Annotated in this window: 16 protein-coding genes; 13 read left to right on the top strand and 3 right to left on the bottom strand. The window is 67.0% G+C overall.

Features of this window, described 5'->3' with window-relative positions; translation table 11 throughout:
• The first annotated feature begins 58 nt into the window (after positions 1 to 58).
• The 6 genes from tsaD (at position 59) to acs (ending at position 5,687) form a co-directional block, all read left to right on the top strand.
• On the top strand, positions 59 to 1,102 hold the full coding sequence (gene tsaD, locus EV560_RS10780) for a tRNA (adenosine(37)-N6)-threonylcarbamoyltransferase complex transferase subunit TsaD (protein WP_131855757.1): 1,044 nt from the start codon (positions 59 to 61) through the stop codon (positions 1,100 to 1,102).
• Positions 1,099 to 2,097 carry an NAD(P)H-dependent glycerol-3-phosphate dehydrogenase gene (locus tag EV560_RS10775; protein ID WP_131855756.1) on the top strand — a complete coding sequence of 333 codons (999 nt, stop codon included), beginning with the start codon at positions 1,099 to 1,101 and terminating at the stop codon, positions 2,095 to 2,097. The genes tsaD and EV560_RS10775 overlap by 4 nt, the downstream gene beginning before the upstream one ends.
• A 14-nt stretch (positions 2,098 to 2,111) precedes the next feature.
• A complete protein-coding gene (locus tag EV560_RS10770; protein WP_131856198.1) occupies positions 2,112 to 2,642 on the top strand; it encodes a L,D-transpeptidase family protein in 531 nt (176 codons plus the stop codon).
• A 22-nt stretch (positions 2,643 to 2,664) separates the two neighbouring features.
• Complete coding sequence (locus tag EV560_RS10765) at positions 2,665 to 2,994, top strand: hypothetical protein (protein ID WP_131855755.1); 330 nt, start codon at positions 2,665 to 2,667, stop codon at positions 2,992 to 2,994.
• Entirely contained in the window at positions 2,994 to 3,401 is a 408-nt protein-coding gene (locus EV560_RS10760) for an EVE domain-containing protein (protein ID WP_131855754.1), read from the top strand. Before EV560_RS10765 ends, EV560_RS10760 begins: the two co-directional genes overlap by 1 nt.
• Positions 3,402 to 3,740: 339 nt before the next feature.
• Complete coding sequence (gene acs, locus EV560_RS10755) at positions 3,741 to 5,687, top strand: acetate--CoA ligase (RefSeq protein WP_131855753.1); 1,947 nt, start codon at positions 3,741 to 3,743, stop codon at positions 5,685 to 5,687.
• A 102-nt stretch (positions 5,688 to 5,789) separates the two neighbouring features.
• Here the strand turns inward: acs and EV560_RS10750 are convergent, their stop codons facing one another.
• From EV560_RS10750 to EV560_RS10740, 3 genes are all read right to left on the bottom strand, one after another.
• Positions 5,790 to 6,248: a Fur family transcriptional regulator gene (locus EV560_RS10750; protein WP_131855752.1), complete on the bottom strand. Its 459-nt coding sequence runs from the start codon at positions 6,246 to 6,248 to the stop codon at positions 5,790 to 5,792.
• Positions 6,249 to 6,321: 73 nt separating this feature from the next.
• Complete coding sequence (locus EV560_RS10745; RefSeq protein ID WP_131855751.1) at positions 6,322 to 7,128, bottom strand: transglutaminase-like domain-containing protein; 807 nt, start codon at positions 7,126 to 7,128, stop codon at positions 6,322 to 6,324.
• 67 nt (positions 7,129 to 7,195) lie between these two features.
• The gene (locus EV560_RS10740) at positions 7,196 to 8,203 is read right to left on the bottom strand and encodes an LLM class flavin-dependent oxidoreductase (protein ID WP_131855750.1); all 1,008 of its coding nucleotides are present in this window, start codon (positions 8,201 to 8,203) and stop codon (positions 7,196 to 7,198) included.
• Positions 8,204 to 8,405: 202 nt separating this feature from the next.
• On the opposite strand from EV560_RS10740, the gene EV560_RS10735 reads away from it, so the two are divergent.
• From EV560_RS10735 to EV560_RS10705, 7 genes are all read left to right on the top strand, one after another.
• Positions 8,406 to 9,233, top strand: coding sequence for an alpha/beta fold hydrolase (locus EV560_RS10735; RefSeq protein WP_131855749.1), 828 nt, complete (start codon positions 8,406 to 8,408; stop codon positions 9,231 to 9,233).
• A gap of 165 nt (positions 9,234 to 9,398) precedes the next feature.
• Positions 9,399 to 9,998 (top strand): TetR/AcrR family transcriptional regulator, encoded by a 600-nt coding sequence (locus EV560_RS10730; protein WP_131855748.1) that lies wholly within the window; start codon positions 9,399 to 9,401, stop codon positions 9,996 to 9,998.
• Between the two features lie 187 nt (positions 9,999 to 10,185).
• Positions 10,186 to 10,383 (top strand): hypothetical protein, encoded by a 198-nt coding sequence (locus tag EV560_RS10725; protein WP_131855747.1) that lies wholly within the window; start codon positions 10,186 to 10,188, stop codon positions 10,381 to 10,383.
• Between the two features lie 175 nt (positions 10,384 to 10,558).
• Positions 10,559 to 11,752, top strand: a complete 1,194-nt coding sequence (locus EV560_RS10720) for a CaiB/BaiF CoA transferase family protein (protein WP_131855746.1) — start codon at positions 10,559 to 10,561, stop codon at positions 11,750 to 11,752.
• A gap of 27 nt (positions 11,753 to 11,779) precedes the next feature.
• Complete coding sequence (locus EV560_RS10715; protein ID WP_131855745.1) at positions 11,780 to 12,556, top strand: enoyl-CoA hydratase/isomerase family protein; 777 nt, start codon at positions 11,780 to 11,782, stop codon at positions 12,554 to 12,556.
• Between the two features lie 9 nt (positions 12,557 to 12,565).
• Positions 12,566 to 13,450 carry an NAD(P)-dependent oxidoreductase gene (locus EV560_RS10710; RefSeq protein ID WP_131855744.1) on the top strand — a complete coding sequence of 295 codons (885 nt, stop codon included), beginning with the start codon at positions 12,566 to 12,568 and terminating at the stop codon, positions 13,448 to 13,450.
• A 99-nt stretch (positions 13,451 to 13,549) separates the two neighbouring features.
• On the top strand, positions 13,550 to 14,164 hold the full coding sequence (locus EV560_RS10705) for a MarC family protein (protein ID WP_131855743.1): 615 nt from the start codon (positions 13,550 to 13,552) through the stop codon (positions 14,162 to 14,164).
• Positions 14,165 to 14,176 lie beyond the last annotated feature (12 nt).

Below are 14,176 nucleotides of genomic sequence, written 5' to 3'. Positions count from 1 at the left end.
CGCCGCAGCTTCGCCGCCCCGCCCTTCCGAATTCCTTACCGAGACCTGTCGACCGATCATGCGCGTGCTGGGGATAGAGACGACCTGTGACGAGACCGCGGCTGCGATCGTCGCCGTCGAGCGCTCGGGCGAGACCAAGATCCTGTCGAACGAGGTGCTGAGCCAGATCGCCGCGCATGCCGCCTATGGTGGGGTCGTGCCGGAGATCGCGGCGCGCGCGCATGTCGACGCGATCGACCGGATCGTCGGGCGCGCCTTCGAGACGGCGGGACTGAAGCCGTCGGAGATCGACGCGGTCGCGGCAGCGGCCGGACCGGGCCTGGTCGGCGGCGTCATGGTCGGCCTGACCACGGCCAAGGCGATCGCGCTGGTGACGGGGCGGCCCTTCATAGCGATCAACCATCTCGAGGCGCATGCGCTGACGGCGCGGCTGACCGACGATCTCGCCTTTCCCTATCTGCTGCTCCTGGTCTCGGGCGGGCATACCCAGCTGCTCGCGGTGCGCGGCGTCGGCGATTATCTGAAGCTCGGCGGCACGATCGACGATGCGGTCGGCGAGGCTTTCGACAAGATCGCAAAAATGCTCGGCCTGCCCTATCCGGGCGGTCCCTCGGTCGAGCGCGAGGCGGCGAAGGGCGATTCCGAGCGTTTCGAGTTCCCGCGGCCGATGGCGGGGCGGTCCAATGCCGATTTCTCGCTCTCCGGCCTGAAGACCGCGGTGCGATTGGTGGCGGAGCGGATTGCGCCGCTCTCGGACCGCGACGTCGCAGATCTCTGTGCGTCCTTCCAGGCCGCGATCGTCGATGTGCTGGTCGACCGGACGCGGGCGGGCCTGCGCGCGTGCCGGGCCCAGGGCATCACCCCCTCGACGCTGGTCGTCGCCGGCGGCGTCGCCGCCAACCAGTCGATCCGGCGCGGGCTGACGCGGCTGGCGACCGAGGCCGGCCTGCCGATGGTTGCCCCGCCGCTGGACCTTTGCGGCGATAATGGCGCGATGATCGCCTGGGCCGGGCTGGAGCGGCTGCGGCTCGGCATGATCGACGACATGAGCGCCGTGGCGCGGCCGCGCTGGCCACTGGACGAGCTCAGGCCGCAGGGATGAGCGGCGGGGCCGAGTTCTCGACCATCGGTATTGTCGGCGCCGGTTCCTTTGGCACCGCGCTCGCTGTCGCGGCGGCCCGCGCCGGGCGGCGCGTCCTGCTCTGGGCACGCGACGAGCGGACGGTCGCGGCCATCGCTGAGCGACGCGAGGCGCCGCGGCTTCCGGGCGTGACGCTGCCCGAAACGATCACGGCGACGAGCTCGCTCGCGGCGCTCGACCGGACGCAGGCACTCATCCTGGCACTGCCGACGCAGCATTTGCGGGGCGTGGCGCAGGCGGTGGCGGAGGCGCATCCAGCCGGTTTGCCGGCGATCTCGGCGGCAAAGGGCATCGAGCAGGCGACAGGCCGCTTCACCACCGAGATCATCGGCGAGGTCTGGCCGGCTGCCATCCCCGCGATCCTCTCCGGCCCAAGCTTCGCGGCCGATATCGGGCGCGGGCTGCCGACGGCGGTGACTCTGGCCTGTGCCGACGAAACTCTGGCGCGGCATCTCGCCGGGGCGCTGAGCTCGCCGGCCTTCCGCATCTATCACAGTGGTGATCCGCGCGGCGTCGAGATCGGCGGCGCGGCGAAGAATGTGCTCGCCATCGCGGCCGGCATCGCCATCGGCCTCGGGCTCGGCGAGAGCGCACGGGCGGCGCTGGTGGCGCGGGGTTTCGCGGAGCTGCGCCGCTTCGGCGAGGCCTATGGCGGGCAGGCCGAGACGCTGATGGGGTTGTCCGGGCTCGGCGACCTGGTGCTGACCTGTGGCTCGGCACAATCGCGCAATTTCGCCTATGGCCTGGCGCTCGGCCAGGGCAAGTCTCTGGAGGAGGCCGCCGGCGGCAAGCTGGCGGAAGGTGCCTTCACGGCCGCGATCCTGACGCAGATGGCCCGGGCCAGGGAGGTCGAGACGCCGATCGCGGCGGCTGTCGCAGCGATCATTGCGGGCAAGGTCGGCGTGCGCGAGGCCGTGGCCGGTCTGCTGGCGCGGCCGATCCGGGCGGAGAATTAAGCGTGGGCGGAACGATGCTCAAGCGTGGGGCTGCGCTGCTGTGCGTCGGGCTCATTCTCGCCTTCGGGCTGGAGTTCACACAGGTTCTGCGGACGGAGCCGGCTCTCGCGGCCGCAAACGAGCAGGCGACGCGTGTCGTGATCGAGAAGGCGGCGCGGCGGCTGACGCTGGAGCGCGATGGGCGAGCGCTCGCCCAATACGCGGTCGCGCTCGGCTCCAGTCCTGTCGGGCAGAAGGAGCGCGAGGGCGACGGGCGGACGCCGGAAGGAGTGTACACCGTCGATTTCAAGCATCCGGGCAGCCGCTACCATCTCGCGCTGCGCATCTCCTATCCGGATGCGCAGGCGCGTGACGCGGCCCGCAGCGCCGGCGTCTCTCCTGGTGGAGACATCATGATCCACGGCATTCGCAACGGCCTCGGCTGGCTCGGCGCATTGCATCGCGAACGCGACTGGACGGATGGCTGCGTTGCAGTCACCAATGCCGAGATTCGGGAGATATGGGCCCGCGTTCCGGAGGGAACGCCGGTCGAGATCCGGCCCTGACCCGGGAGTTGCGGAGGAGGCGATGGCGAACGATTGGTCCGACCTGACGAAGCGCGTTGCGCGCGGCATCGCCGAGGTGCGCAAGACCACGGGGGCCGAGCTCGTGGCCGAGAGCCAGCCGGTGCCGCTCGCCGGGCGCATCGCGCAGCGGGTGATCGAGCTGCGCCGCCGGCGCCGCGAGGACACGCATCGCTTCGTGCTGGTGCTGCCCTTCGGCGAGGCCGAGGTGCGCGTCGAGCTCAGCCCACAGGATTACGCCGCGCTGACGCGCGAGATGGTGCGCTTCTGGAACGAGCAGGGCGAGGCGGCCTCGCGCACGCCGGTGCCGCTGCAGGAAGAGGATGGCGAATAATGGCTCACTGGCTGATCAAATCCGAACCCTCCGCCTGGTCCTGGGACCAGCAGGTCAAGGCCGGCGCCAAGGGCACGGCCTGGGATGGGGTGAAGAACCACACCGCCAAGCTCAACCTGATGGCGATGAAGAAGGGCGACCAGGTCTTCTTCTACCATTCCAACGAGGGGCTCGAGATCGTCGGCATCGTCGAGGTCATCAAGGAGGCCTATAACTGGATTCCGGGCGAGCCCTGGGTGCTGGTCGATTTCGCGGCGGTGAAGCCACTGCCAAGGCCGGTGACGCTGGTCGCGGTCAAGGCCGAGCCGAAGCTCGCCAAGATGTCGCTGGTGACCTCGTTCCGGCTTTCCGTACAGCCGGTGACCGACGAGGAATGGGACATCGTCTGCAAGATGGGCGGATTGTAGAAGCCATCTGCGAATTCTACTGGCGCGGCCGTCTGACGCGACAGCCTGCGCTTCCGGTGCTCACGTACCGATGTACGTTCCGCTCCGGTTCTCGTCCGCCGAGCCAGCCGACTCACGCCAGCGAATTCTCAAACGGCTTCTCCGCGACCGACAGGGCTCCTCGCCGAAAGTCTGTGACACCAAAGTGGGAGGCTTTGCCAGCTTGTCGGGCGCTCCTCCCGTCCTATGATGCGGCCAATTCGCAAGAAGCGGCCATTGTGCACCGGGAATCCGGTCGCTATGCCTTGAGCCGCGTCGCCGATGGTTCGCCGGCGGCCCAAGTCTGGGGAGATGCCTACCATGTCCGAGAAGATCTACGAGGTGCCGGCGGCCTGGGCCAAGAAGGCATATCTGACCGACGCCAAGTACAAGAAGATGTACGCCGCCTCGATCAAGGATCCGGACAAGTTCTGGGCCGAGCAGGGCAAAAGGATCGACTGGTTCAAGCCCTACAGCAAGGTCCGCAACGCCAGCTACAAGCCGGGCAAGGTCTCGATCAAATGGTATGAGGACGGCACGACCAATGTCGCCTTCAACTGCGTCGACCGCCATCTGGCGACCCGGGCCAAGCAGACCGCGATCATCTGGGAGGGCGACGACCCCTCCGAGTCGAAGAAGATCAGCTACGGGCAGCTCTATACCGAGGTCTGCAAGTTCGCGAACGTGCTCAAGGCCAAGGGCGTCAAGAAGGGCGACCGGGTCACGATCTACATGCCGATGATCCCGGAGGCGACCTATGCGATGCTCGCCTGCGCGCGCATCGGGGCGATCCATTCGGTGGTGTTCGGCGGCTTCTCGCCGGATTCGCTGGCGAACCGCATCGAGGACGCGACCTCGGATGTCGTGATCACCGCCGATGAGGGCCTGCGCGGCGGCCGCAAGGTGCCGCTGAAGGCCAATGTCGACGCCGCTGCTGAGAAGGCGCCGGTCAAGACCGTCATCGTGGTCAAGCGCACCGGCGGCGAGGTCGCGATGAAGGATGGCCGCGACGTCTGGTATCATGACGAGGCGGCGAAAGTCTCAGGGCATTGTCCCCCGGCCGAGATGAAGGCCGAGGATCCGCTCTTCATCCTCTATACCTCGGGCTCGACCGGCAAGCCGAAGGGCGTGCTGCACACGACCGGCGGCTATCTCGTCTACGCGTCGATGACGCATGAATACGTCTTCGACTACCATGACGGCGAGATCTACTGGTGCACGGCCGATGTCGGCTGGGTCACCGGCCACAGCTATATCGTCTACGGCCCACTGGCGAATGGCGCGACGACGCTGATGTTCGAGGGCGTGCCGAACTATCCGACGATCTCGCGCTTCTGGGAGGTGGTCGACAAGCACAAGGTCAACACCTTCTACACCGCGCCGACCGCGATCCGCTCGCTGATGGGCGCCGGCGAGGAGCCGGTGAAGAAGACCAAGCGCAAGTCGCTGCGCCTGCTCGGCTCGGTCGGCGAGCCGATCAATCCGGAAGCCTGGGAATGGTATTATCGCGTGGTGGGCGACAACCGCTGCCCGATCGTCGACACCTGGTGGCAGACCGAGACCGGCGGCATCATGATCACGCCGCTGCCCGGCGCGACCCGTCTCAAGCCGGGCTCGGCGACGCGGCCCTTCTTCGGGGTCAAGCCGGAACTGGTCGATGCCGAGGGCAAGGTGCTGGAGGGCGCGGCCGAGGGCAATCTCGTGATCGCCGAGAGCTGGCCGGGCCAGATGCGCACGGTCTATGGCGACCATAAGCGCTTCGAGGAGACCTATTTCTCAGCCTATCCGAACAAGTACTTCACCGGCGACGGCTGCCGGCGCGATGCCGACGGCTATTACTGGATCACCGGCCGCGTCGACGACGTGATCAATGTCTCCGGCCATCGCATGGGCACGGCCGAGGTCGAGTCGGCGCTGGTCGCGCATCCGAAGGTCTCGGAAGCCGCGGTCGTCGGCTATCCGCACGACATCAAGGGGCAGGGCATCTATGCCTATGTCACGCTGATGTCGGGAGAGAAATCGAGCGAAGCGCTGCGCAAGGAGCTCGTCGCGCATGTGCGCAAGGAGATCGGCCCGATCGCCTCGCCGGACCTGATCCAGTTCGCGCCTGGACTGCCCAAGACCCGCTCCGGCAAGATCATGCGCCGCATCCTGCGCAAGATCGCCGAGGACGAGTTCGGCGCGCTCGGCGACACCTCGACGCTGGCCGATCCGGCGGTGGTCGACGACCTGATCGCCAACCGGCAGAACAAGCGCAAGGCGGGGTGAGGCCAATCGCCGCGCGTCATGGCCGGGCTTGACCCGGCCATCTCCCGGGCGGTGTGCGGGTCATGGGATGCCTGGGTCAGGCCCGAGCATGACGGCGCGGCGTCAGGCGTTCTTCTTGATGCTCTTGCGCCGGCCCGCCGGCATCTTGCGCCCATAGAGCTCGAGCCGGTGGCGCACGATCTCGTAGCCCAGTTCCGCGGCGATCTTCGCCTGCAGCGCCTCGATCTCGGGCGAAGAGAACTCGACGACCTTGCCGGTCTCGACATCGATCAGATGGTCATGATGCTGCTGGTCGGCATGCTCATAGCGTGAGACGCCGTCCTCGAAGGCGTGGCGCTCGATCGCCCCTTGCGTCTCCAGGACCTTCATCGTGCGATAGACGGTCGAGAGCGACAGGGTCGGGTCATGCGCGAAGGCGCGGGTGAAGATGCCCTTGGCGTCGGGGTGGTCGTCGGATTCGGCGAGCACGCGCAGGATCAGCCGGCGCTGCTGCGTCATCCGGAGCCCGGCCTGACGAAGCTCAGCCTCGAAAACGGCGACGCGCTGGTCGATTCCCTTCATGCTGCTGAGATAGCAATGCCGGCTTGTTTTTGCAAAACCGGCCTATCGCAAATCATTTGCAAATAAAGCAGGCTCAGGCCGCCCTCGTTTCGGCCTCGTCCGGCACCCGCGTGACCGTGATGGTCTGGCTCAGGCACTGGCAATTATACTCGCTGGTCAGGAAGGCGATATCGGCGGCGTCGCGGCCGCTGGCGATCCTGACCATGCCCTCGACCGGCGCGAGCCGTGTCGGGTCGAGCAGCCACCAGCGCCCGTCGAGATAAACCTCGAACACCGCGTGGAAATCCGGCGGCTTGAGCGCGTGCGCATAGGCGCTGACGGCGCGCGCCGGGATGTTGAGGGCGCGGGCCAGGGTGATGCCGAGATGGCTGAAATCGCGGCAGACGCCGGCGCGGTCAATGAAGGTATGCTCGGCGGTGGTCTTGGCGCTGCTGACGCCATGGACATAGTCGAGATGGCTGTTGAGCCAGTCGATGATGGCGAGCACGCGAGTGCCGCCGCCCTGGACGGACCGAAACTCGCGCTGGGCGAAGCGCATGAACTCGTCGGAGGGGCAGAAGCGGCTCGGCAGCAGATAAGGCAGCACCTCGCGCGGCAGCTCGGCCCAGTCGTGCTGGCGGGCATCGGGACCGAGCAGCGGACGCTGGCCGTTATCGATCACGGCGCGGTAGTTGATCCCGACCTGCCCCTCGAGGGCGGTGCGGAAGCGGTGCTCGCCCGTCGCCGAATCCGTGTCCCGAATCAGCGCGGGCCCCGACGTGATCCACAACTCTTCCGACAGCACGGCCTGATCCGGCGAATGGGCCGCCTCGATCGCGGCGATCACCCAGGTCGGGCCCGCGAAGCGATAGGTCAGACTCGCCGAGACGTTCAACTTCATGCTGGCCCTCGTGCATCGATCCGGCGCCGCGAGACAACACCGGAGCACGAGTGCCGGGCGTGCGTCGTCAGGCGGCGCTTTTCGCCCTGCCGATCTCTGGCGCAATCGCTGCGAGGATTTCGTAGGAGCGTTTGCGCTTAGCGTGGTCATGTATCGGGGCTGTGACCATGACCTCGTCGGCGCGGGTCGCGTCGAGGAAAGCGCCGAGCTGACGCTTCAGACTCTCGGGCGAGCCGACGAAGGCATAGCGCAGCATGCCCTGGACATGCGCCTTCTCCATCGGTGACCAGTAGGCCTCGATATCATCGATCGGCGGCTGGAGCTTGCCGCGCGTGCCGCGGACCATATCGGTGAAGCGCTGCTGGATCGTGGTGAAGAGGTAGCGCGCCTCCTCGTCGGTCTCGGCCGCGACGATGTTGATGCCGGGCATGGCATAGGGCGTGGCCTGCTGATCGGACGGCTTGAAGCGCTCGCGATAGACGGCAAGGGCCTGCACCAGCGCCTCCGGCGCGAAATGCGAGGCGAAGGCGTAGGGCAGGCCGAGCTCGGCAGCGAGCTGGGCGCCGAACAGGCTCGAGCCGAGGATCCAGATCGGCACCTCGGTGCCGCCGCCGGGCACGGCCTGGACTGCCTGGTTCGGCTGCACCGGGGCGAGGAAGGCCTGCACCTCCAGCACGTCCTGCGGGAAATTGTCGGCCGACATCGGGCTGCGGCGCAATGCACGCAGCGTGCGCTGGTCGGTGCCCGGCGCGCGGCCGAGGCCGAGATCGATGCGGCCGGGATAGAGCGCCTCCAGCGTGCCGAACTGCTCGGCGATGACCAGGGGTGAATGGTTCGGCAGCATGATGCCGCCGGCGCCGACGCGGATCGTGCTGGTGCCGCCGGCGAGATAGCCGATCACGACCGAGGTGGCAGCGCTGGCGATGCCGGTCATGTTGTGGTGCTCGGCTACCCAGTAGCGCTTGTAGCCGAGCGCCTCGGCATGGCGGGCGAGATCGAGCGAGTTGCGCAACGCGTCGCCAGGTTCCTGCCCCTCGATCACGGGGGAAAGATCGAGGACTGAAAAATCGACCATGTGCGCTTCCTTGCTCGGCGGCGGTTCCAGCCCAGATGGGAGCGCGCCATGGCTACGTCCATATGCCGGCGGCAGGGGCATGGCGCGAATGCGGCAAGGTTCTAGCCCGACGCGCCCGGGCGTGCTGACTTGCATGTCAGCCGATCGGGTTCAGAGTGTAGAGGTTGGGACTATTCCTAAGATCAGAAAAAATGAGCTGGGTATGAGCGCTGCTTCGCCCCATTCCGCTGCCGAGACCTTCATCGTCCGCACCAGCGATGGCGCGGAGCTCAGAGCGAGCGCCGAGGGCGCCGGCCCCGCCCTCCTGCTGGTCAGCGGGCTTGGCGGCACGGCGGCGTTCTGGAACGGCAGCACTGCGGCTTTCGCGCGCTCATTCCGGATCATTCGCTTCGACCAGCGCGGGGTCGGCGCAAGCACCCGTGGCAACGCCGCCTGTACGATCGACCAACTCGCGCAGGATTGCCTCGCCGTGCTCGATGCAGCCGGCGCGGCGCGATCGGTGCTGCTCGGCCATTCGACCGGCGGCTGCATCGGCCAGGCGCTGGCCCGGCTGGCGCCCGAGCGGCTTGACGGCTTGATCCTGAGCGCGGCCTGGCTCAAGCCCAGCCGCTACATGGCGGCGCTGTTCGGCACGCGCCGCGCCATTCTCGAGGCCAATCCGCAGGCCTATGCGGCGACGGCGACGCTGCTGGCCTATCCGCCGATCTGGCTCGAAGCCAATTGGCCGGTCTACGAGGCCGCCCTGGCCAAGACGCCGGCTTCGGATGAGGAGCGGCAGGTCGTGCAGGAGCGCATCGATGCGCTGCTCGCCTTCGACGGGTCGGGCGATATCGCCTCGCTCGCCATGCCGGCGCTGATCCTCGGCGCGCGCGACGACATGATCGTGCCTGCCTTCCTGCAGGAGGAGCTTGCCGCGGCCCTGCCGGGCGCGCGCAAGACGATGCTCGATTCCGGCGGGCATTTCTTCCCGATCTCCCGACCCGATGCCTTCACCGCCACCGTGGCGGAATGGATCGGAGAACTTGGCTGAGCCGATACTGCAGCGCCCTGATCGAGTTCTATGCGATCGGGGCGAGCTGGCGACGACCTTCGCCGCCGCTGGCGGCTGGACGGCAGTCTGAGAATCTCTGGACGCAGGCGCGTTTCCCCGCCATAGGGGCCGCCCGGCACCGGCGCCGGCTGCTGGAGACCTGTCATGAGGGGAGCGATCAAGACCGTCGCGACCGAGCTCCTGATCCGCAATGGATATCAGGGCTTTCGCTTCCGGGACGTCGCCGAGCTCCTGAACACGACCCGCGCCAATGTGCATTACTATTACGGCAACAAGCTCAACCTCTGCGAGGAGGTGATCGTCGACTACGTCCTCCAGACGCTGGCCACCCTGGAGACGAACTGGACGGGCGAGAAGAGTTTCGCCGAGAAGATCGACGGGATGATGGAATCCAACCGCCAGCGCTACCTGCGCTATAACCCGACGGGAGAGACGGCATATCCCTGGAGCCTGATCAGCCGGATGCGGCTGGAGCGGGACGTGATCGGCCCGAAGGGCCGCGAGGTGCTGGCGGATTTCGGCAACAGCCTGGAGAACCTCGTGATTGCCGGCATCGACCAGGCCGTGGTGAAGGGCGAGCTCTCGAACGACATTCCGCGCAGTGATGTCGCGCTCCAGCTCGTCGCCATCGCCAACAGCGCCGGCCCGATCACCCAGGATGGCGGCAGTTTCGACCGGCTGGAGCAGCTCTATCGCTCGCTCACCCGCATCGTCCATCACGCCTACGGCCCGGCGCGGCACTGAGCGCGCGATCGCCGCGCGTCCCATCGGGCGGGAGGTGGCGATCCGTCCCCTTGGATCCGTTTGATCCGAAAATGCCGTCCAACATTCGGTGCGATGCTCCGGAATGGAACGCGCCTCGACTTTCGGCGTTTGACCCATAACCGCGGCTGCCGCTGCGGAATTCGGGATCGAACGACAGGGGGAGACCATGGCTGCCAGCACGGCGACCAAGAATCCGGCCAAGGAAAGCCTGCGTCAGGAACAGCGCGAGCAGAAGCAGGCCGAGCGCACGAAGGACAAGGACGATCTTCACGAGGCACTGAAGGATACGTTCCCGGCAAGCGATCCGGTGGCCGCGCAGACCGCGACCAAGCCTGGCGCGAAAAAAGGCGCGAAGTCCAGCTAGGCTGCGCTGCATACAAGAGAATTGGGGATTTTATCGCGGTTTGGCCGCCGGATTGTCGATCCTGCGGCTACTTCATTCGCGTATGAGAAATTTGCATACAAGATGGGCAGGGCGTTGACGCGTTGCCGGGCTGTCAGCATAGTCGGCGGCCCCAGCGTTCGTTTCAAGCCGAGCCATGCCCCGTCCGACGCCGTCCACTGCTCTCTCCAAACTGCGAGTGCTCGATCTCTCCCGCGTCCGGGCCGGCCCGACCTGCGCCCGTATCTTTGCCGATTTCGGCGCTGACGTGATCAAGGTCGAGAGCCCGCCGGGCTTCGATCCGAACGAGAACATGAGCGGGGCGCGGCATGGCTACGACATGCAGAACCTGCATCGCAACAAGCGCTCGCTGACGGTCAACCTCAAGACGCCGCAAGGGCAGGCGATCCTGCGCAAGCTGATCGAGGGCGCCGATCTTCTCGTCGAGAACTTTCGACCGGACGTGAAGGAGAGGCTCGGGCTCGATTTCGAAACTCTGCACAAGCTCAACCCGCGGCTGATCCTGGTCTCGATCTCCGGCTTCGGCCAGAGCGGCCCCTATCGCACGCGCGCCGGTTTCGACCAGATCGCCCAGGGCATGGGCGGGATGATGTCGGTGACCGGCCTGCCGGGGCAGGGGCCGGTGCGCGCCGGCATTGCCGTGGCGGATTCGGCGGCGGGCCTTTATGGCGCGCTCGGCGCCTTCGTCGCGCTGCAGGAGCGGGAGACCTCAGGCAAGGGGCAATGGGTCCAGACCTCGCTGCTCGAAGCCCAGATCGCCATGATGGATTTCCAGGCGGCGCGCTTCCTGGTCGAGGGCACGGTGCCCCCGCAGGCCGGCAACGACCATCCCTATTCGACGCCGATGGGCGTCTATGCGACCAGGAACGGCCATATCAATATCGGCGTCGGCGCCGAGGGGCATTGGCGCAAGTTCTGCGTCGCGATCGGCCATCCCGAGCTCGCCGACAATCCCGCCTATGACAGCATGGAGAAGCGGCTGCCGAAGCGGCCTGAGTTGCGCGTCATGTTCGAGGACATCCTGCGCGAGCAGGATTCGGCGCATTGGCTGGCCGCTTTCGAGGCGGCGGGCGTGCCAGCCGGGCCGATCTACGCCGTCGACGAGATGTTCGACGATCCGCAGGTGCAGCATCTCGGGATCGCGCAGCCGGTCAGCCATCCCGTGCTGGGCGATTTTCGCGTCGTCGGCGAGCCGGTCGGCCTGTCGCGGACCCCGGCGGGCGTCGCGACACCGACGCCCGAAGCCGGCGAGCATAATGACGAGATACTCGGCGAGCTCGGCTACGACGCCGCGGCGATCGCCGACATGCGCAAGGCGGGCGCGATCTAGAGCCTGCGCCTCAAGGAGACCAAGCCGATGAATGACGAGATCCTCTACGAGGTCAGCGGCGAGATCGGCTGGATCACGCTCAACCGGCCGCAGGCGCGCAACGCGCTGACCTTCGCGATGTATGACCGGATCGCCGAGATCTGCGCCGATATCGAGGGCCATGGCTCGCCCAAGGTGCTGGTGCTGACCGGCGCCGGCGAGAAGGCTTTCGCGGCCGGCACCGACATCTCGCAGTTCCGCGCCTTCAACAAGCCCGAGGATGCGCTGGCCTATGAGGCGCGCATCGACGAGGTGCTGCGCAAGATCGAGGCCTGCCCCATCCCGACCATCGCGGCGATCTCCGGCGCGGTCACCGGCGGTGGCGCCAGCATCGCCTGCGCCTGCGATATGCGGATCGCGACGCAGGATGCCCGCTTCGGCTTTCCCGTGGCGCGCACGCTCGGCAACTGCCTGTCGATGAACAACTATGCCAGGCTCGGCACCTTGCTCGGGCCGCACCGGGTCAAGGATATCGTCTTCACCGCCCGGCTGATGGGCGCCGAAGAAGGCAAGCATGTCGGCCTGTTCAACGAGCTGGTTGCCGACCATGCCGCGCTGATGGCGCGCGCAAAGGAGCTGGCGACGACGATTGCCGGTCATGCTCCGCTGACCTTGCGCGCGACGAAGGAAGCGATGCGCCGCCTGTCCGTGGTGAACCATACCGCCGACAGCGACCTCGTCGTGATGTGCTACATGAGCGCCGATTTCCGTGAGGGCATGGAAGCCTTCCTGGCCAAACGCGCGCCGAATTGGCAGGGGAGGTAAACAATCACAATGGGGGAAACGGTCGGACTGATCGGGCTCGGCCTGATGGGCGCAGGCTTCGCCAAGCGCCTGCTGGCGACGGGCCGCAAGGTTGTGGGCTACGATCTCGACGCGGCACGCCGCGGCGAAGCCGCCGCGCTCGGTGTCGAGATCGCCGCGTCGCCGGCCGAGGTCGCACGGCGCAGCAGCCGCATCCTCGTCACCGTCACCACGACCAAGGCGGTCTCGGATGTCGTGATCGGGCCGGACGGCATCCTCTCGGCAGCGCCGATCGCGGACGGGATCGTCGTCGATTTCTCGACCACCGAGATCTCCGTCACGCGCAAGCTCGGCGAGGCTCTTGCGGAGAAAGGCATCGCCTTCATCGATGCGCCTGTCTCGGGCGGCCCCGGCGCGGCCGAGGCCGGCACGCTGGCGATCATGGCGGGCGGCACGGTGCAGGCGGTCGAGGCGGTCAGGCCGCTGATCGAGAGTTTCGGGCTCTTCACCCATATGGGCGAGATCGGTGCGGGGCAGGCGACCAAGCTGGTCAACCAGGCGCTCTGCCTGACCAATTACTGCATCGTGGCCGAGGGGCTGCGCCTCGCCGAGGCCTATGGCGTCGATGCCAGCAAGATCCCGGCGGCGCTGGCGCCGGGGCTCGGCAATTCCGCCGTGCTGCAGGCGATGATGCCGCGCATGATCGCCGAGGATTTCGCGCCGCGTGGCTATGCCAGGCAGGTGCTGAAGGATCTAGAACTGCTGATGGAGGCCGGTCGCGAGCATCATCTGGCCATGCCGATGGTGGCGCAGGCGACGATGCTCTACCGCATGCTGGTCGCGCAGGGACATAGCGAGCTCGACGCGGCCGCCGTGCTGAAGGTCATTCCCGAGGTCGAGCACGCCGCCCATTGAGGCCGAACGGCCATGACGCAGCCGCGATAGCCCGGTAGACAGGGCGGCGCGCCGGAGCTTTCGGCGAGCCCGCCGCGCTGCATCTCAACGGACCCGGCCATGGATCGTCTCATCACCGAATTCGTCAAGCTCTGGGTGGTGATCGATCCGATCGGCACCTTGCCGATCTTCCTCGCCGTGACGGCGGGCATGAGCCCGTCGGCGGCGCGGCGTGTGGCGATCCAGGGCACGCTGGTCGCCTTCCTCGTCCTGTGCTTCTTCGTCGTCGCCGGCCAGATCCTGCTCAGCGCGATGGATATCGAGCTGAGCTCGTTCCAGGTCGCCGGCAATATCGTCCTGTTCCTGTTCGCGCTGTCGATGATCTTCGGCGAGTCGAAGCTCGAAGGGGAGGAGAAGCTGATCCGGCGTGCCGATATCGAGCGCGCGGTCTATCCGCTCGCCATTCCCTCCATCGCCAGCCCAGGCGCGATGCTGACGGTGATGACGCTGACCGACAATTCCCGCGTCAGCATCGCCGAGCAGGCTGAGACGGTTTTCGAGATCGTTGTCATCCTGGGAATCCTGCTGCTGCTGCTCTTCGCAGCCTCGCGCATCATCGCGGTCATCGGCAACGCTGGCGCCAGCGTGATCAGCCGCGTGATGGGGCTGATCCTCGCCAGCGTCGCCGTCGATGGCATCGTCAAGGCGCTGAGGCTGATCATCACCGGTTCCTGAGCGCGTTTCGGC

Source organism: Allobosea sp. BK604 (assembly GCF_004341515.1).
Classification (GTDB): Bacteria; Pseudomonadota; Alphaproteobacteria; order Rhizobiales; family Beijerinckiaceae; genus Allobosea.
This window is presented reverse-complemented; position numbering and strand designations above follow the sequence as displayed.

Coding starts and splice junctions, on each gene's coding strand:
- tsaD (WP_131855757.1), top strand. CDS start 59: ATGCGCGTGCTGGGGATAGAGACGACCTGTGACGAGACCGCGGCTGCG.
- EV560_RS10775 (WP_131855756.1), top strand. CDS start 1,099: ATGAGCGGCGGGGCCGAGTTCTCGACCATCGGTATTGTCGGCGCCGGT.
- EV560_RS10770 (WP_131856198.1), top strand. CDS start 2,112: ATGCTCAAGCGTGGGGCTGCGCTGCTGTGCGTCGGGCTCATTCTCGCC.
- EV560_RS10765 (WP_131855755.1), top strand. CDS start 2,665: ATGGCGAACGATTGGTCCGACCTGACGAAGCGCGTTGCGCGCGGCATC.
- EV560_RS10760 (WP_131855754.1), top strand. CDS start 2,994: ATGGCTCACTGGCTGATCAAATCCGAACCCTCCGCCTGGTCCTGGGAC.
- acs (WP_131855753.1), top strand. CDS start 3,741: ATGTCCGAGAAGATCTACGAGGTGCCGGCGGCCTGGGCCAAGAAGGCA.
- EV560_RS10750 (WP_131855752.1), bottom strand. CDS start 6,248: ATGAAGGGAATCGACCAGCGCGTCGCCGTTTTCGAGGCTGAGCTTCGT.
- EV560_RS10745 (WP_131855751.1), bottom strand. CDS start 7,128: ATGAAGTTGAACGTCTCGGCGAGTCTGACCTATCGCTTCGCGGGCCCG.
- EV560_RS10740 (WP_131855750.1), bottom strand. CDS start 8,203: ATGGTCGATTTTTCAGTCCTCGATCTTTCCCCCGTGATCGAGGGGCAG.
- EV560_RS10735 (WP_131855749.1), top strand. CDS start 8,406: ATGAGCGCTGCTTCGCCCCATTCCGCTGCCGAGACCTTCATCGTCCGC.
- EV560_RS10730 (WP_131855748.1), top strand. CDS start 9,399: ATGAGGGGAGCGATCAAGACCGTCGCGACCGAGCTCCTGATCCGCAAT.
- EV560_RS10725 (WP_131855747.1), top strand. CDS start 10,186: ATGGCTGCCAGCACGGCGACCAAGAATCCGGCCAAGGAAAGCCTGCGT.
- EV560_RS10720 (WP_131855746.1), top strand. CDS start 10,559: ATGCCCCGTCCGACGCCGTCCACTGCTCTCTCCAAACTGCGAGTGCTC.
- EV560_RS10715 (WP_131855745.1), top strand. CDS start 11,780: ATGAATGACGAGATCCTCTACGAGGTCAGCGGCGAGATCGGCTGGATC.
- EV560_RS10710 (WP_131855744.1), top strand. CDS start 12,566: ATGGGGGAAACGGTCGGACTGATCGGGCTCGGCCTGATGGGCGCAGGC.
- EV560_RS10705 (WP_131855743.1), top strand. CDS start 13,550: ATGGATCGTCTCATCACCGAATTCGTCAAGCTCTGGGTGGTGATCGAT.